The sequence below is a fragment of the Gillisia mitskevichiae genome, from assembly GCF_003634585.1.
GTDB lineage: Bacteria > Bacteroidota > Bacteroidia > Flavobacteriales > Flavobacteriaceae > Gillisia > Gillisia mitskevichiae.
The window spans coordinates 158,032-177,778 of the sequence record NZ_RBLG01000005.1 but is presented as its reverse complement, the minus strand read 5'-3'; the positions used below and the strand labels follow the sequence as shown (position 1 = coordinate 177,778).

Sequence of the window (19,747 nt, the reverse complement as noted above, 5' to 3'; positions counted from 1 at the left end):
AGAAAATTAGTTTGTTTAGAATGGATAATTGATACCTACGTTATAAACAGCATTGGATAAATTATAATCTTTAAACCATCTATCACCTAGGGTTCGTGATGGATCGTATGTTTTTAGACCAACATCAAATCTTAACACAAAGAAATTGAAATCATATCTTAATCCAGCGCCAGAGCCTATTGCAATATCCTGAAGGTCTGCAAAGGATGTAAACGTAGCAGCAGGGTCTTCCACAATATCCAATACATTCCATATATTCCCAACATCAATAAAAAAAGCAGAATTTAAGGCTCCAAAAAGATTATATCTGTATTCTGCATTAAAGGCTAATTTAAAATTAGCTTCATTAAATTCATTTTTACCTCCTGTGCTTCCTGGACCAAGATCATAAGCTTGCCAAGCTCTATTGTCATTAGGTCCCCCGGCAAAGAAACTACGAATAAAAGGTATACTATTAGCATTTCCATATGGAATGGCGATACCTGAAAATGCTCTTACTGCAAAAATGTTTTTATTACCCCAATCCCAATGTTTTATATAATCTATTTCAGTTTTTACATATTGTGAATAATTCACTCCTAAAACATCGTACCTGCCTTGATCGTCTTTTTTAGCACCTGTAATACTCGAAAAAGCAGCTAGAAAATTCCCAGCGGTTTCAATTTTGAAGCGAAATCGTGAAAAGTCGTCATCGTATAAGTTTTCCTTATTATTACTAAGGTATGTGAAATTTGATCCAAAAATCAAATTGTTTTCTGTTAATCTATCTTTACGCTCTCTAATGTTGTCTATTACTTGCCGTTGATCTTCTGAAAGTCCGGAAGTATTTGGATCGTTGATTACAATATCATTAATAAAACCTTCGGCTCCTGTGGGGATTATTAATTTTCCATCTGAGTTTAAGTAACTAGGCTTGGTTATTACATCTCCAGATTGAATAATTTCATTTAAATTATTATATGAATTTTGATAAACGTTAAAATAATTATCAGTATTCAAATTCCGAACATATTGAATATTCAACAGATCTAATTTATGAGAGAGTATTTTAGAAGGATTCCATTTGTAATTAAGAATACCATTTAAGTTCTGTTTATCCAGACCTATATTGTTTTGTGTGCTAATTCCTACACTTAATGTGGTGAAGGGAGACATATATTTTGGGATAAATTTTTCTGTACTAAAAGGCATGAAAATTCGTGGGAAAATAAGTTTGATATCAGCACCAATTTCAGAAATATTAAAAAATTGATCTTGAGAGCTTCCTCTTGCAGCATCCGATGAGGATCCCACACTTCCTCTTGCGGAGATCTCAAAATTTTCGGCTCCCTTAAAAACATTTCTAATTAAGAGGGACCCACCAAAACCAACTCCAAAATCCTGAATATTACTTTGAGAAATATCAAAATCGAATCCTAACGAATATTTAGGCTGGGGACTTAGAAAGATATTTGCGATTAAATCTGTGCTTGTACTATCTGTAGGATCTAAAGAGTATTCAATGTTAGGATATTTAAACACTCGTAGAGAACTCATTCTATTATATGTTCTAGTTCTGTCTGTATCTTTAAAGATTTCTCCAGGTTTTATAAAAATGGCATCTGTAATTGCACGAGGCTTATATTCAAGTTCATCAAAACTATAAATATTATAGCCCTTATAGACTGCACTATCTGTTACAGGTTTATAACGGTTGTTAAAAGTGTAATCTGTAAAGACATTTACTTTACTAATTTTGTGAATTTTAAAAGGAATTCTAGCTGTGGTATCACCTTGAGTAACTTGCCTGTTATTAATTATAACCGTAGCATTTACCTTGTGGTTCGTATCAACGGTGTCAGCTTCAAAAGTGATATATTCTTGATCAAAATAATACACTCCATTATTTCTGAAGAGTCTTGATAAACGATCCCTTTCAGCATTAAAATCTAATGTTCTATACTGAATCCCTGAAGTAATAAGTGAACTAGCTGAATATGCATTGTAAATAGAATCTATTACTACTGAGGCAATTCTTTGATTGATGGAATCTACAATATAAGGTTCGTGAGAGGTAACAAAATAATCTATTTCGCCTCTTTTATTTTCTTGAGGTTTTATCTCATAGTCAATCTCCGTATCAAACCATCCATTGTTAAAATACCAAGCCTGAAGCCTGTTTTTAGATTTTTTGGTTAATTCTTCATTGATAATTACTGGAGCTTCTCCGGTTTTTTTTATCCAATTATTTAAATCAACATAGCCTTCTTCAATTCGGTTCACCTGTTTTTGAGAATATATATTCTCTAAGCGTTTAATTCTATTAGGTTTTTTATAAAGCCATTTTTTAAAAACAGAATCTGGATCTTGCTTAGCAAGATTATAAAAGTGAAGTCTAAGCGGTGTTCCTAATAACTTTGCATTAGGTTCCTGATATACCTGATTGTAAATTCTGGATTCCTTAATTTTTTCACCATTAAGGAAAATAGTATTTTCCGTAAGTAGTAATTCGTCACTTTCAACTCTTTTTACAGCATCACAAGAAATGAAAAATGCCAAGGTTAAAAATAATAACGATATTTTTGCGGGATAGCGTATCAATAAAGCTGAATTAAGGATTCAAAAATACATTAATTGCATGGTTAGCAAAAGCCAAATTAAGTTAATAACAAGTCTTGAGCAAAAAAAACATCGAACCAAAATGGGGCTCTTTGTTGTTGAAGGAAAAAAGGGAATTGAAGAGGTTTTAGAATCTAATTTTGAATTGCATTCTCTCTTTACTACCCAAGACATTTTTAATACATATCCAGATAGAACTCATATTATATCGGAGGTTGAGTTAAAGAAGATCAGTCGATTAAAAACAGCTCAAATTGGGTTGGCTATTTTTAAAATTCCATTTCGAAATGAAATAAAATTAGAAGGATTGGTTATCGCTCTAGATGGGGTGAGAGATCCGGGGAACTTGGGAACTATTATTCGACTTTGTGATTGGTTTGGAGTGGAAACTTTATTATGCTCACTAGATACTGTAGATTGTTATAATTCTAAGGTGGTGCAAGCAACAATGGGAAGTATTACGCGGGTGAAAATTCATTATATGGACTTACCATTATTTCTGAAAGAAAACAATTCGCATTTTAAAGCTGGAACCTTCCTAGAAGGAGAGAATGTGTATTCTTCAGAAATCCCAAAAAATTCCATAATCGTATTAGGTAATGAGGCCAATGGTATTTCTGCAAAAATTGAGAGCTTAGTGGAAAAGAAAATAAATATTCCACAATTCAGCATGGCAGAAAACACTGAAAGCTTAAATGTAGCAACTGCAACAGCTATTTTGTTAAGTGAATATAGACGAAAGGAAAATTATTGAAAAGTAAAATTTAAAAACACACCTCTTGTTCTCATTTGCTCTACATTTCCAGTATATAAACTATTTGGATCTGCATCTCTAACCAATTCATCATTTATAGCAAACACACCTCTTAATGAAGGGGAGAATTTGAAGTATGGTAAGTATAGATCTAAACCAACCCCGACTTCATAATAATAAGTATTAGTCTTCATTCTAAATTGGCCTACACTATTATCATCAGGATTTTTTTCGTTGCTAGATAAATTTAAGGAGGTGGAAACTCCGGCTACCACGAATGGTCTAAAATTATTAAGTCTATCTGCAGAAAATTTTACTAGTAATGGAATATGTACATAGGTAGAATTGATCTCTCGAAAAGTATTTTGATCTGCTTTAAGGGCCTGAAAATTTCTTGTATTAAAACTAACTCCAGGCTCTAAACGTAAGTCAAAATTATTATTCAATTTTAAACTTCCAACCAGACCCACATTAAAACCTATAGTTTTTTCTACATTAAAATCTTTCCCTAAAAGTGGGCTTGGATTATATTTTTTATAATCGAAATCAAAATCATAGGTGTTAAAGCCTAGATAGTACCCCCAAGACCATCGTTTATTATCGATGTTTTCTTGGTTAATAATACTTTCTCCTGAAAATATTTGAGCATTCGCATGAGAACAGAACAAACAAAGCCCTATAATGGCAACAATTTTTTTCATATGGTTATTTAGAAGCTGTGTAAATGGTTGCAACACCAAATGTTTGAGGCTTATCTTCTATATCTATAAACCCAATTTTATTTAAAATATTGTTGAACTTTGCTCCATATGGAAAAACAGCTGCACTTTCGCTTAAATATGAGTACGCTGCTTTATCCTTTGAAAATAATTTCCCGATCACTGGCAATAGTCTCGTAGAATAAAATTTATAACCTTGTTTGTAGGGAAATTTGGTAGGAACAGAAGTTTCCAAAACTACAAAAATTCCATTAGGTTTTAAAACACGATAGATCTCAGAAAGTCCTTTTTCTAGATTTTCAAAATTTCTAACCCCAAATGCAACTGTAATAGCATCAAAAGTACTAGTTTCGAATGGAAGGGCTTCAGAATCTGCTTGAACCATTTTTATTTTTTCAGAAAGATGTTTAGCTCCAATCTTTTTTCTTCCTACTTCTAGCATTCCTTCAGAAATATCTAATCCAATTATTTCTTTAGCTCCAGTTTCTACTAAGTTTATAGCTAAATCACCAGTTCCAGTAGCTATGTCTAAAATATTTTCAGGATTGTTCTTCTTTACAAGATCAACAACTTTTTTGCGCCATTTAATATCTATTCCGAAAGAAATAACGCGATTAAGGCCATCATAATTTCCGGAAATATTATCAAACATTTGAGCTACCTGCTCTTTTTTGTTTAGTGTAGAATCTTTGTAGGGTGTTACTTTTTTATCCATCATAAAAAATTTGATCCAAAGATAGGGGATATCCAATAAAAGAGTTGATAAGATTATATAATTATTAAGATAGTACCTAAAAGCAGTTGTTTAAAATAACTTATCTTTGATTTTCCATATAATTGGAATCAAGTATGAAGATTATTATTGCTGGTGCTGGAGAAGTTGGATTTCATCTGGCAAAACTCCTATCCTACGAATCTCAAGATATTACCCTTATAGATAATAATAGGAATAATTTAGTATATGCAGATACTCATCTGGATATAAGGACCTTAAAGGGAGATGCCACCTCAATTCAGATTCTTAAGGAAGCTCAGGTAAAAAATGTAGATCTTGTAATTAGTGTTACTTCTAGTGAAGCTACCAATATTACAGTTTGTGTTTTGGCCAAACAACTAGGAGCTAAACGTACTATTGCCCGTATTTCTAATACCGAATTTTTAGATTATAAAGAAGAAATTGGATTTGATAAGTTTGGAATAGATGAGCTTATTTCGCCAGAAGCACTAGCTGCTCGTGAAATTGCCTTGCTGTTAAATCAATCTGCTTTCGATGATAGCTATGAATTTGAGGATGGAGCATTAACTATGATAGGCCTTAGTCTTTCTAGAACAGCAACTTTTGTTGGTAAAACAGTAAAGGAAGCCGCTAAAATATTTCCTCAACTTCATTTTGTCCCAATTGCAATTCAGCGGTTTGGAACTCAATACACATTAATTCCTAGAGGTGATACTCAGTTTAAGGAAGGAGATCAGGTTTATTTTATTACCGTGGCTAACGGGGTAGATGAACTTTATAAACTTACAGGGAAGGTAAAACAAACCATAAAAAATGTAATGATCCTTGGCGGTAGTAAAATTGGTAAGAAAACTGCTGCAGATCTTTGTCGGAGTAATTTTAAAGTTAAATTGATCGAAAACGATCGCGAAAAAGCATTTGATCTTGCAGATGAGTTACCAAATACATTAGTTATTAATAGCGATGGTAGAAATGTGGAACTTTTAGAGGAAGAAAATATTCATGATATGGATGCTTTTATTGCCGTAACAGGAAATTCTGAAACCAACATCATGTCTTGCCTTGTTGCCAAATCTAAAAGTGTAAAAAAGACTATTGCTTTAGTAGAAAACATGGATTATTTTCAATTAAGCCATTCTATTGGAATAGATACTCTTATTAATAAAAAACTTTTAGCAGCAAATAATATTTTCAGGTTCATAAGAAAAGGGGAAGTGGTTGCAATGACCAAGCTCAATAATATGAATGCCGAATTATTAGAATTTATTGTGAAGCCAACTTCTGAAGTTTGCGATAAAAAAATTAAAGATCTAGATTTTCCGAGATCTGCAATTATTGGTGGGATTATTCGTGATGGGGAAGGAATAATTGCATTAGGAGATTTTATGATTCGCGCTGGCGATAGAATTGTTGTATGCTGCCTACCAAGATCTATAAATAAAGTTGAAAAACTCTTTCTATAATGCCTAAAATGAACTTCAAGATCATCTCACACATTATGGGTTTACTCCTCTTGTGTAATGGTGGTTTTATGCTTTTGGCAGTAATTGTGAGTTGGTATTACGAAGATGGAGTAACATTACAAATCTCATCGGCTGCATTACTCACCATGTTTGTTGGAACTGTTCTAATGTTTTTTACCAGAGGACATAGAAAAGAGATCAAAAAACGAGAAGGCTATATTGTTGTTACTTTCGGTTGGATCTTCATGGCATTAAGTGGAACATTGCCATATATTTTTTCAGAAGCAATTCCAGATTTCACTAATGCATTTTTCGAAACAATGTCTGGTTATACTACCACAGGTGCTACAATCATTAATGATATTGAATCTATTCCGAAAGGAGTTTTATTTTGGCGAAGCCTAACTCATTGGATAGGGGGAATGGGGATTATTGTTTTGGCAATTGCAATCTTACCCTTATTAGGAATAGGAGGAATGCAGTTGTTTTCTGCTGAAGCACCAGGCCCAAGTGCCGATAAGCTAAAGCCTCGTATTACAGATACTGCAAAAAGATTATGGCTTATATATTTTCTTTACACTTTAGCTGAAACAATATTACTTAAAGTAGCGGGAATGAGCTTCTTTGATGCTATTAATCATTCTTTAAGTACACTTTCTACCGGTGGTTTTTCAACTAAAAATGCTAGTCTTGCGTATTGGAATAATCAACCAATTATTCAATACATTATTATCGTTTTTATGTTCTTGGCAGGATCAAATTTCGTTTTAAGTTATTTTAGCTTTAAAGGAAAATTTCAGAAAGTTTTACATGACGATGAGTTTAAGTGGTATTGCATCTTCATAGCTAGCTTCACCATCGTTGCATCCTTAATCATTTATTATCAAGCAGATGTTTCTATTTCTTCTATAGCACACCCAATGGTATGGGGTGAGGCAGAAAGCGCTTTTAGACATTCTTTGTTTCAAGTGCTAACCGTGATCACTACAACAGGTTTTATTAGTGCAGATTATACTCTATGGACACCATTTTTAACCGTTATGTTTTTCGGATTAATGTTCTTAGGAGGTTCCGCTGGATCTACTGCGGGTGGTGTAAAGGTAATGCGTCACTTAATTTTAATAAGAAATGGAGTTACAGAATTTAAGCGCAGCTTACACCCAAATGCTATTTTGCCAGTACGATATAATAAAAGATCTATAAAGCAAGAAATTGTATTTAATATCTTAGGCTTTTTTATACTATATATGTTATCCTTTATAATTGGAGCATTAGTATTTGCCTTTATGGGAATAGATTTTATGACAGCAATTGGAGGCGCAGCATCATCCTTAGGGAATATTGGTCCAGCGCTTGGAGGACTTGGCCCTGTAAATAATTATGACATATTGCCTGCTGCTGGTAAATGGTGGTCGGCATTTTTAATGCTTATTGGAAGGTTGGAGTTATTTACCGTCTTAATATTATTAACTCCATTTTTCTGGAGAAATAGATAAAATATAGAATTTATATTAAATAAAAAAGCTCCATATTTCTATGGAGCTTTTTTATTTAATATAATCTTAAACTTAAGAAACGGCTGATTTTATTCTCTTTAATGCTTCAGTAATTTGATCTTCGCTTGCAGCATAAGAGAACCTAATACAGTTAGGATTACCAAAAGCATCTCCTGTAACAGTTGCTACTAATGCTTCTTCTAATAAAAACATAGAAAAATCTGTTGCATTATCTATTTGATGTCCTTTTAAGTTTTTTCCGAAGAAAAATGATATGTCTGGGAATACATAAAAAGCACCTTCTGGTTCTGTTGTTTTAAATCCTTCAATTTCATCCAATAATGAAATTATCAATTTACGGCGCTCTTTAAAAGTATCTACCATATATTGGATTTTACTTACCGGAGCCTCTAAAGCAGTAATTACAGCGCGTTGGGCAATACAATTTGCACCGCTAGTAATTTGACCTTGCATTTTATTACATGCTCTTGCAATCCATTCTGGAGCACCAATATAACCTATTCTCCAGCCAGTCATAGCGAAGGCTTTTGAAACACCATTTACAGTGATCACACGGTCATACATATCTTCAAATTGAGCCATTGAGGCATGTTCGCCTACAAAGTTTATATGCTCGTAAATTTCATCACTTAAAATAATGATGTCTGGGTAATCTACTAAAACATCGGCTAAAGCTCTTAATTCAGCTTTGCTATAAACCATCCCGCTTGGATTGCAAGGAGAGCTATACCAGATCATCTTTGTTTTTGGGGTAATAGAATCTCTTAACTGCTGAGGTGTGATCTTGAAATTATTTTCAACTGTGGTTGGAACTTCAACAGGGACACCTTCTGCTAATTTTACTATTTCAGCATAACTAACCCAGTAAGGACATGGTAATAAAACTTCGTCTCCAGGATTCAGTAAAACCAATGCGGCATTGGCTAAAGATTGTTTTGCACCAGTAGAAACTACAATTTGAGAGCGGTTATATGTTAACGCATTATCTCTCTTGAATTTTGTAATAATAGCGTCCTTTAATTCTACGTAACCATCTACAGGAGTGTAAGAATTATAATTATCGGTAATAGCCTGAATTGCGGCATCTTTAATGAAGTCTGGTGTATTAAAGTCCGGCTCTCCGAGACTTAACCCAATTATATCCTTCCCTTCCTCTCTTAACTCTCTTGTTTTAGCAGCCATGGCTAAGGTTTGAGAGGTTGCTAAATTATTAATACGGTCAGATAAATGTTTTTGCATAAAATAGAAGATTAATTTTTTAGGCTGAAACAGGTTTAGCACCCATCTCTTTTAAGTATTTAAAGTGAGCAGCAATTGCTCCACGAGTTGTCTTGAATTCGTTGTAAGGCAAGTTGCATTCTCGTGCGGTCTGCTTAACAATTTCAGCTATTTTAGTATAATGAACATGACTAATATTAGGAAATATATGATGCTCTACTTGGTGATTAAGTCCGCCTGTAAACCAATTAACCAATCTATTCTTAGTAGCAAAATTTACAGTAGTGAATAATTGATGAATTGCCCAGGTGTTTTTCATAGACCCTGTTTTATCTGGCAGTGGCATTTCAGTTTCATTTACAACATGTGCAAGCTGAAATACAATACTTAAAATAAGTCCCGCTGTATAATGCATCACAAAAAAGCCAATTAAGATCTTCCACCAAGCTATAGATACAAAGAGCATTGGTATTACTATCCAAATAGAAATGTATATTAACTTTGTTATTGCTATGATACTCCACTGTTTAGTTGGAGAAGGCATTTTACCATAGGAAAGTTTTCTAGATAGATAATTTTTAGTTTGCTTAAAATCTGTAGTAAGCGCCCAATTAAAAGTTAGTAATCCATAAAGAAATACTGAATAATAATGCTGGAACTTATGAAATTTATGCCATTTTGAGTGTTCTGAAAAACGAATGATTCTTCCGGCATCTAGATCTTCATCATGCCCATGAATATTTGTGTAAGTATGGTGTAACACGTTATGCTGAACTTGCCAATTATATACATTACCGGCTAGGACATAAATTGTGCCCCCCATAAAATTGTTGATCCATTTTTTGGAAGAATAAGAACCATGATTTCCATCATGCATTACATTCATTCCAACACCTGCCATTCCCGCTCCCATTATAATTGTAAGCCCTAACATCCACCATTGGGAAATATCCAAGCTTATAATTAAAAAGTAAGGCGCAAGAAATAGGGAAAACATTACAAGTGTTTTTAAATGCAGTTTCCAATTTCCAGTTTTGGAAATGTTATTATCCTTAAAATAGGCGTTGACGCGTTTATTTAGGGTTTTAAAGAATTTTACCGAGTCTAATCGAGAAAATCTAATTTGATCTTGTTTTAATGCCATATTTTTGTAACTCTAATTCCAAAGGTAAAACATTCTACATTGAGCATACCTTAATTGTAAAAAATTAACGTCATAATTTTAATTACTTTTGCATTCTAAATTAAAAAACTTGGATTTAATAAAAAAATACTTTCCAGAATTAACATCTCATCAGTTAGACCAATTCCAAGCCATGCAAGCTTTATACAAGGATTGGAACCTTAAGATTAACGTTGTTTCAAGAAAGGATATAGAAGAATTATACCTTCGTCATGTTTTACATTCATTAGGAATTGCTAAAGTTCAAGAATTTAATCCTGGAGCTGAAATTTTAGATGTAGGAACAGGTGGAGGTTTTCCTGGGATTCCATTGGCTATTCTTTTTCCTGAAGCTCAATTTCATTTGGTAGATTCTATTGGAAAAAAAATAAAGGTTGTAGATGAAGTAGTGGAAGGCTTGGGATTAAAGAATGTAAAGACAACTAATTCTCGCGTGGAAGAAATTAAGGGGGAATTTGATTTTATTATAAGTAGGGCAGTAGCTGTGATGCCTTCTTTTGTTGCTTGGGTAAAAGGGAAAACAGCTAGAAATAGTAGTCATAATTTAAAAAACGGAATTTTATATTTGAAAGGTGGGGATCTTTCTGATGAGTTAAAAACCTATAAAACAGCTAAAATTTATCCTTTAACCGATTATTTTGAGGAGGAATTTTTTGAAACTAAAAAGGTGGTTCATCTTCCTCTAAAATATAAATAGTAGATTCAATAAATGTTTAAATATAAAATGGCTTGGTATATATTAAACCAGGCCATTTTATATTTAAACTATCACTCTATATTATTTCATTAATATGATGTTTTTAGAGATTTCTCCTTTTTCAGAAAACATTTTTACTACATACACTGCAGCAGGATATTCTTCAACTCTAAGGGGCATTATTTTTTTATTTTCAATTTCTGTAAATTCTTGGATCTTCTGACCTAATAAATTATAAATCACCACTTTTTGGATCTCTAAATTATCTGGATTTAAAATTGCTAATTCTCGATTAGTACTTGTATAAATAATATCTAGATTTGTGTTTGAATCGGGTCCATCCTTTGAATCTCCAGAGCCATCTTCTTCAACATCAGGATTGGATTCTTCTTCCGTATCCTCATCTGTATTAGCAGCAATATCTTCATCTGATTGAAAAACAATTTGAAAACGTTCGTAGTAAGCTCCCGGTGCAATGTCAAGTTTAAATTTAGCTTCTCTAAGATCGTAGAATTTATTTTGTTCTAAATCCTTAACATAAATATTAGTTTCTTCGGGGACATTATCCAATGCATTAATCTCTATTGTAAATTCACCTTCTTGCGTAATGTAGATACCAATAGGTAACACCTGCTCTAAATCGAAATTTGATACCCCTTGAATCACATATTCTCTATTGTCTATTAGCCAAAAGAAATCTTCTAAATTATAGTCATTTAAAGGCGCATCATAACCTAGGTCAAAACCATTCGTAGTATTCACATCAGCGCCTACTAGAATTTGTCTATGATAGCCCATAGGAGATTTGTAATCCAATCTAATTTTTGCTCTTACATCATTGTCTATAGTTTCCTTATTAATTTTTTCTGGTTTTAAAAACTGCGAATTTCCAGGAGTTTCAGGAATAAAGAATCTTTGACTGTTCTTAAAAACCACTTCTCCTCCTGTAACACTTATGTTTTCTGGGAGGTATGGGTCTAATGAAGTGTTAATAAAAAAACCTTGACCAACGGCAATAAATTTCTCTGGTTTCTTAACACCTCTATTGCCATTAGAATTTATTCTTTCATCAGTAGAGATCGCTGGTACAGCATCTATTAAATTTTTCGTTGCATAACCACCAATGTATTCTCTTAGAATATGAGTTTTACCACCAAAATGATCCCAAAAATATAGAGCACCATTAAAAATGTTATCATCATTTCTACCCCCATTAGCTTTTATGTTATCTAGCAAAAATTCATGTGCATCTATAGCTGATGGATATGGATTTCCTAATAGATAGTTCTGATCTTTTCCAACCGTTAATTTAATTGTTCCATTATTAGGCTTACCCGTAAACACATAATTCTGTTCTTCGTTAATTTTTCCATTACCAGAAGTTCCTTTCATTGTAAAGCCTTCACCAGTTTTTAATACCCCTTCACTTCCTATATGTTCCCATTCAGAATATTGATCTGCTGTGCCTCTAAATTTATAGATCCAGTAATTACTGATCTTTCTTGGTGTGGCAAACGGCCCATCTGCATATGTAACCCCATTCCCAAAGTCCAAATTGGTTGGGGTATTTGAATTACTCCCGTCAAGCATTATTGTTTTAATTTTAAATGGAGAGTTATTGGATTTGGCCTGTTCACCAACTGGGGAAGACCAATAATTATAATTGTAGCTACTAGCAGTACCTTGTTGATCTATTTCTATGTAACCTAAACTAGATTCATCTAAAACGCTATTTTCGTTTTGAACCAATTGGGATTTACCTGCCAAATCAATAAAACCATCTAATTTTAGATAATGGGAGATAGTTAAACCTTGCCCTTGATTTTTATTGTTTTTCTTACCCATTATAAGTGAGTTCTCTTCAGAAAGTAACCCTAACAGTGTAATGTCTTTAACTTCTGATTTTAAATTATGGGAGATCCTTGCGATATTCCAATTTATTAAAGATCCATTAATTCCAGTTGTATTTGGTGCATTCCAAACATTTGATTGTAGCCAACTATTAGAATCAAACCATTTTCCATCACTTTTAGAGATGTAGGGGAGTGGAGCACTGTTCTCTTGGGTTGTTTCTATATTTTTCAATAATCCACTAATTCCAGAGGTCCCATGATCTAATGCAAATCCATTTTCCACCTCTCCTGTAATTAACCTATAATAACCTTCTAAGTTGTTCCATGAAAGATTTGTTGGTACGTCCATTGGAATTACTTCACCTTGAACATTCCCATTATTATTTTTAATACGTTGATTCATCATGAACCTAACTTGTTCTTGATTTAATCCTGTTTTCCAAATTCTAACTTCTTCAATCCAACCATGAAAATTATTCTTAGGATTTAAAGGTTCAGCAGGATCATACATTGCCCCTATTAGCATAGGAGAATTAATATCTCCGGGCTTTGTTGAAAGATTATCTGTTTTCAATTTTATACCGTCTACGTATAGATTTATTAGGTTTCCTTCTTGCACTGCTGCAATATGATACCATCTATCTGTACCAATAGATTGGGTTGTAGAGATAGTTTTGTTATTGAGTCTTATTGAAGGTTTTCCCTTGTTTAATATTAAGTCGTAGCCTCCATCGGTTAAATCATTTAAATTTCGTTTAGAAATTATAGTGTTAATACCTTTAATAGAATTGGGTTTCACCCAAGCTTCCAAAGAAAAGGCGTTTTCACTATTTCGTAAATTAAAATTATCTCCAAAATCTACATAATCATCTACTCCATCAAAATCTAATTTACTACAGCTAGGAGGGAAGGTAATTATCAACTCATCAAAAATAGGAGGGCAACCATTTGTAGGTGTAACAGTCCATCTTAAAATATATTCGGTATTAGCTTTCCCTTCAAAGCTACTTTTTCTGCTGGTACTATCACTAAAAGAACCTTCACCTCCATCTATAGGTAGAGATATAGTCCAATTTCCTGAAGCCACAGAAGGATCTATTTCAGAAGCAGAAAGGTTGAAAATTGTTGTTCCACATTCAGCAATAGTTATATCTTCCCCCGCATAAGCTGGGCTTTCATCTGGCTGATTTACAGTTAAAGCCGTAGAAAGAGATGTACAAGCTTTTGAAGTTGATACTATAAAAGTATAAGTAGATGCGATTAAGTTGGATACTGTTAGAAATCCGGAACTATTATCTTCTTCCCTATATATTTCTATTCCCTCCTTGTCAAGTAAACTGATATTATAATTTGGGGATTCTTCTTCTAAAACACCGCCAGTTATTTCTATAGAAACGCTTCCGTCTGTACCTCCAAAGCATTGAACAGGTGTAAAACTCGACGACACTATTTCTAATAAAGATGGATCTGTAATACTTATTTCTTTAGTTATGCTGCATCCAAATTCATTAGTTATAAGTACGTTATATTCTCCAGCCGTTAGACCTGTCGCCATTTGAGATGTTTGTCCATCACTCCATACATAGGTATAAGGACCTGTTCCAGCTGGTAGGATCACTTTAGCCGTTCCATTAGAACCTTGATAACAACTTGGCATCGTAGTCTCTATAGAATCGACTATTGGGGTAGGATTTATTGTTAATATAATTGTGTCCAAAACAGGTTCACATGGTGCATCGGGTAGATTTGAAATAAGAGTAAGAATAACCGAGCCTGCAGATATTTCTTCTGTACTGGGAGTGTAAATAGCGTCAAGCTTGTTTCTATTAGGAATAAAAGAACCATTTCCGCCAGTCCAATTTCCTGTTGTAATAGAGCCTAGAATACTTCCTCTTAGTTGTATTTCTGCATTTTCTGCACAAACAGATTGATCTTCCCCTGCATCTACAATAGTTTCTGGTACTATTATAACTTCTGTAGTTCCAATTTGTGGAGAGCAGCCATAGCCATCAATTACGGTTAGCGTATAAATACCAGAGTCTGCAGTTAATAGATTTTCTAAAACAGGATTTTCTTCCGTAGAAATAATTTCTCCACTAGGATTGGTCCATTCAAATTCTATTGGATCTCTACCGCCTTCAATATTAGCATACAGTTCTAAATTACTTCCCTCACAAATTGCAGAATTGTTCGATGGGGATATGCTAAATATTATTGGCTCAAGAGTACCAAATGAAACATCATCTATTCCAAAATCGTTTCCATTTCTAATGGTCTCTAAATTTATAATTTCTAATACCGCAGTGGTTGAATTACCAGAATTCCAGAACGGATTGCTGTAAAATTGTATCCAATTATTAGTATTTACTTGCCCGTTACTGGTAGGTTTTGGTGCATCTTTTAAATCGGCAATAGTACCGGTTGGAACACCATTTACTTGAAATTGAAGCCGGGCAGGGTTTCCAGGGTTTAAGTTCATTCCCCAAGCACTAAAATAATAATTTGTATTAGGTTGAATATTGGTAATGGTTTGTCTCCATATTACTTTTCCAGATCCCGGATGCCCATTAATAATCATAAAATTTCCATTGCCAGTAGTATGATCTTTTCCATAAAAATTATTATGGAAATTATGGGCATCTTCATTAACTGCAAAGTAACCTTCCGGGTTTAATTCATTTCTAGTATTTGGATTATCATTTACGTATTGATATTCTGTATAAAAACCAATATTTCCTTGTGAGAAATCCCCATTAGTCAGCAATTCATCTGAAACACTAATAGATCCAATCCCCATGCAGCCAAAATTGTCTGTAACAGTTAAAGTATATGTTTGTGCTAGCTCAATATTTACACTACGATCTGTCCCAATTATATTTCCCGCAGATTCCCATTGATAACTAGCAAAAATATTATCTGATACTAATTCTATGAAAGTTGAATCTCCGCAATAATTTGGAGTAATTGTGACAGCTGGTGGTTGTCTAACAGTTACTTCAATTTTACCAATGCCTGGACATTCTATGTCTGGATCACTATAAGTCGCTGTATAGATTGTGGTTTCAGCTGGATATACATTTTGCGGATTTTGCTCATTAGAACTCCAATTTGGGTCTGTGGAAGAAGTCCATATTACATTTGGAGTTTTGGTTGTTCCAGATATGGAAATATTATCTAAGGCCCACCAATACCCCCAATTGGCTGAATATTTAAATCTTATAAATAAAGATTGTTTCCCAGTAAATCCAGATAAATCCACGTTTTGAACTCCATTAACGTCAGATGTGTAGGTTTTAATTGTTGTCCAGTCATTATCGTTGTTGCTATTGATAGTTGATACTTGCACTACTGCATTGTCTGCATCGTAATATTTTCTGAAATAGCTCCAAAATGATAAATTAAGGGTTGAGTATCCAATAGTATTTATTGGCTTGTTATATTGCAAGATTGTATTAGTACTACTTCCCGAACCTGAAGCATCACTATTTGAAAGGTAAAATTTTGAATTATCATTAGATTTAATCCTACCGTAACCAGTATCATAGTTGTTATTTCTTATGGTCCAGGCAGATGCATTGGTGTTTCCTCCAGTTGTATTATTAATGGTATTCCAATTACTTAAAGAAGCATTAAAATTTTCATCTATTAAAACAGAAGGCAAAGTTCCTTGATTTTCAAAAACAGAAGATAAATTAACTTTACTTCCTGGACAGATTTCAATAGCCGATGCATTTGCAGTTACCTTTGGGCCAGAAAGCAGAGAGAAATTCACTTGTTTTTCACTAGAGCAACCTTCAGAAGTTGACAATGTTATATAATAGGTTACACCAACAGTATTTCCAGAATCATTATACAGGGTTTCCATAATATTACCAGAACCTGTTTTCCGAGGATTGTTTAAAAATGCTTCTCTTCTCCAATTTATTGAAGCGTTACCAAGATTACTAGATAAATTATGGGATATTTCTTCACCGTTACACCGATCACCAACTGGATTGGTAATTAATTGAGGTTCGGGGAGTATATTTACATTTATTTCAGAAGTATTTATACAACCATCTGCCGTTTCTAACTTAAAAATGTATTTAGCTATAATAGGGCTAGAACTCACATTCAATAAAGTTTCATTTGGGTTTTCTATGTTTTTATCATCAGATTGATTTGCAGGGTTTTCCCCTATTGCTGCTCTAGTCCAAGTAATAGATGTGTTTTCCAAGCTACTTATAGGAGTGAAATCGAAATTAGACCCGCTGCATATTTGTGAAGGGGCATCCAAAATATTACTTAAAACTGGCTTTAACTTTGTAATTTCCACCTCTTTCACAATGTAGCAACCCGGTATCGTAGTACCCTTTATATAAAAAAATCCTTTTTCGACACTAGATGGGTTTGAAAGTGGAACAGTAGCCTCTGCATTTGTCCAATAGGTATAAGTAAGCCCTGATGTTGTATTTCCGTTCTTTATATTTGGAGAAGTTAAATCTACAGATTCTAAACATTCTGGAATAGTAATTTGTAGGATCGGAGTGGGGTTAACGTTTATAATAGCAGTTATTGGAGTTCCATCACAATTATTTGCTGTTGGTATAATTTTATATTTTACAGTTGCAACTCCATTCGTATTATTAATAAGTTGTTGCTCTATGTTTTCTCCTGAACCTTCTATTGCTCCACTAATACTTCCTGGTGGAGAAATCCCCGTGATTATCCATTTAAATGTTGTTTCAGGTAAAGATCCAGATAGTGAAATATTAGAGAGTTCACCAGAACAAATAGTTTGACTAGATGGTGTTAAGGATACAGTGGGAGTAGGATTAACCTGAATGTTATAGGTAACAGGTTCTCCTATACATGTATTAGATTTGGGTGTAATTAAAATAGTAGCATTTCCTGGTATTGTGTTGAATGCTGGAACTTCAGTTACTCCTAACTTATTTGATAAACCTATTGCAGCTCCCCCTGTGATATCATATAAAATATCATTTGGGGAGCCAGATAAGGGAATAGTACTTGTTAAAACTCCATTACAATAAATTTGATTTTCAGGAGCTATTAGTCTAGGCTTTGGTTTAACCTCTATTTTAAAAGTTTCCGGTATTCCTTCACAGTCGTTAGCAATTGGGTTAATGGTTATTGTAGCAAAAACAGTCTGATTTGTAGGATTAGTTGCGATAAAAGAATTAATCTTATTTTGGCCAGTTGCTTTTAAACCTATAGCAATATTGTCATTTATCCAATTTCTTCTAGTTCCACTTACAGAAGAACCTTTAAGTATGATTTCTTCAACCATTTCCCCATCACAAACTACAATATCTGCAGGTTTGGTAATAGTTGGGGTTGGATTGATAGTAATTTTAAAACTCATAACATCTCCGTCGCAATTATTAGCAACTGGCGTTACCAATATATTAGCAGTTACTGGAACTGTCGTGTTATTAACTGCAGTAAATGCTGGTATTTCCTCTGTACCATTTCCACTTAAACCTATAGATGTGTCGTTATTAGTCCAATTATATTTGGTTCCAGAAACGGGGCTACCTTCAAATATTATTTTTGAAAAGCTATCACCATTACAAATGGCATAATCTATTACATCATTAACTTTTGGTGTTGGATTTACAGTGATCTTAAATGTTACAGGAATTCCTTCACATTCATTAGCTTTAGGTGTTACGGTTATACTTGCAGAAATTGGTGCATTTCCTGTATTTTTAGCTGTAAATGCAGAGATATTTCCATTTCCCAATGCAGCTAAACCTATAGTTGGATTATTGTTGATCCATGAATAGGTAGTGCCAGAAACAGTGCTGCCGGAGAATTTTATCTCTGGAACCGCCGCTTCGTTACACACAATAACATCTAAAGGTTGATTGACCTTTGCTGTGGGATTAACAGTAATTTTAAATATTTGAGATTCTCCTTCACAATTATTTGCAGTTGGAATTATGGTAATAGTTGCACTTATTGGAGAATTAGAAGTATTGCGAGCTTGGAAGGATGGTATGCTTCCATTACCAGATGCAGCTAATCCAATGGATGTATTATTATTGGCCCAAATATAATTTGTTCCTGAAACCGTTGTGCCTGTAAAATTTATTACAGGAGTAGTGGTTTTATCACATATCACAACATCTGCAGGTTTATTGAACTTAGGAGATGGGTTAACAGTTATTTTATATTCCTGAGTTTCTCCCGTGCAACCATTTACTATAGGGCTAACTTTAATAGTAGCGGTGATTGGAGTATCCCCTGAATTTTTTGCCTGAAATGAGGTAATATCTCCAGTCCCACTGGCGCTAAGATTAATTGCAGGGTTGTTGTTAGTCCAGTTATAAATTACTCCATTAATATTATTTCCTGAATATATTATAGGAGGAATTATTTCATTATTACAAACTATATAATCATTTGGTTTATTTACCGTTGGAGATTCCTTAATAGTAACCGAAATAGAATAATTACTACTTCTTTCCCCTGCAGGATTACTAATAGCTAAGTTCGCGGAGTAGCTTCCAGAAGATAAATTTGCTGGAATAACGATAGGGATTTCTTTTGGAGAAGTAGGTAAAGTTGCAGCTGTTGTATTTTGAAAACCCTGAGCTAGAGCTTCAGTACTAAATGTTATACTATATTTATTAGGATTCCCGGTTGTTGTAGAATAGGTAATTTTGGCAGAAGTATCACTTTTACATACAGATGGATTATTTCCTAAAGTTATTGTAGGTTTAGCAGCAATTTTTGAAGTCGCTATCTTTTTTACTTTCGATTCTTCAAATTTTAAAAAACTAAGATTTGCTGAATCAAATAATGAATGGCAAACTAAATTAGTATCAGAACTAGTTTTATCTGAACCTATTATTTTATTTGCGAAAACATTATATGAAGTACATAAGAGTATAAAAATTAGTAAGCACGATCTAATTAATAAAGTAATTTTTTCCATCTAGCCCTATTTGCAGCAGTATAAAGGTACATACTTTTGCTGCAAATAATTTTGATTAAAGCTCTA

At 33.5% G+C, this 19,747-nt stretch carries 10 protein-coding genes; 4 read left to right on the top strand and 6 right to left on the bottom strand.

From position 1 onward, the window contains the following. Nucleotides 1-15: 15 nt before the first annotated feature. Nucleotides 16-2,538, bottom strand: coding sequence for a translocation and assembly module lipoprotein TamL (tamL, locus tag BC962_RS14800; RefSeq protein WP_245984232.1), 2,523 nt, complete (start codon nucleotides 2,536-2,538; stop codon nucleotides 16-18). Between the two features lie 79 nt (nucleotides 2,539-2,617). Here tamL and BC962_RS14795 point away from each other — a divergent pair, with 79 nt between their 5' ends. Next, nucleotides 2,618-3,352: an RNA methyltransferase gene (locus BC962_RS14795; protein WP_121346798.1), complete on the top strand. Its 735-nt coding sequence runs from the start codon at nucleotides 2,618-2,620 to the stop codon at nucleotides 3,350-3,352. Here BC962_RS14795 and porT read toward each other — a convergent pair. Beyond that, nucleotides 3,346-4,053: a type IX secretion/gliding motility protein PorT/SprT gene (porT, locus tag BC962_RS14790; protein WP_121346797.1), complete on the bottom strand. Its 708-nt coding sequence runs from the start codon at nucleotides 4,051-4,053 to the stop codon at nucleotides 3,346-3,348. The two genes, BC962_RS14795 and porT, sit on opposite strands and share 7 nt — an antisense overlap. Before the next feature lie 4 nt (nucleotides 4,054-4,057). Further along, nucleotides 4,058-4,786, bottom strand: coding sequence for a bifunctional demethylmenaquinone methyltransferase/2-methoxy-6-polyprenyl-1,4-benzoquinol methylase UbiE (gene ubiE, locus BC962_RS14785; protein ID WP_121346818.1), 729 nt, complete (start codon nucleotides 4,784-4,786; stop codon nucleotides 4,058-4,060). A gap of 134 nt (nucleotides 4,787-4,920) precedes the next feature. Here ubiE and trkA point away from each other — a divergent pair, with 134 nt between their 5' ends. Together trkA and BC962_RS14775 are read left to right on the top strand one after the other, a co-directional pair. Further along, nucleotides 4,921-6,270: a Trk system potassium transporter TrkA gene (trkA, locus tag BC962_RS14780; RefSeq protein WP_121346796.1), complete on the top strand. Its 1,350-nt coding sequence runs from the start codon at nucleotides 4,921-4,923 to the stop codon at nucleotides 6,268-6,270. Continuing rightward, nucleotides 6,270-7,766, top strand: coding sequence for a TrkH family potassium uptake protein (locus tag BC962_RS14775; protein ID WP_121346795.1), 1,497 nt, complete (start codon nucleotides 6,270-6,272; stop codon nucleotides 7,764-7,766). The genes trkA and BC962_RS14775 overlap by 1 nt, the downstream gene beginning before the upstream one ends. 72 nt (nucleotides 7,767-7,838) lie before the next feature. On the opposite strand, the gene BC962_RS14770 is transcribed toward BC962_RS14775, so the two are convergent. Then, nucleotides 7,839-9,026, bottom strand: a complete 1,188-nt coding sequence (locus tag BC962_RS14770) for a pyridoxal phosphate-dependent aminotransferase (protein ID WP_121346794.1) — start codon at nucleotides 9,024-9,026, stop codon at nucleotides 7,839-7,841. A 19-nt stretch (nucleotides 9,027-9,045) separates the two neighbouring features. Then, entirely contained in the window at nucleotides 9,046-10,149 is a 1,104-nt protein-coding gene (locus BC962_RS14765) for a fatty acid desaturase family protein (RefSeq protein ID WP_121346793.1), read from the bottom strand. A 109-nt stretch (nucleotides 10,150-10,258) separates the two neighbouring features. Here BC962_RS14765 and rsmG point away from each other — a divergent pair, with 109 nt between their 5' ends. Next, nucleotides 10,259-10,885, top strand: a complete 627-nt coding sequence (gene rsmG / locus BC962_RS14760; RefSeq protein ID WP_121346792.1) for a 16S rRNA (guanine(527)-N(7))-methyltransferase RsmG — start codon at nucleotides 10,259-10,261, stop codon at nucleotides 10,883-10,885. 81 nt (nucleotides 10,886-10,966) lie between these two features. Here the strand turns inward: rsmG and BC962_RS14755 are convergent, their stop codons facing one another. Next, nucleotides 10,967-19,681: a PKD-like domain-containing protein gene (locus BC962_RS14755; RefSeq protein WP_121346791.1), complete on the bottom strand. Its 8,715-nt coding sequence runs from the start codon at nucleotides 19,679-19,681 to the stop codon at nucleotides 10,967-10,969. Between the last annotated feature and the right edge of the window lie 66 nt (nucleotides 19,682-19,747).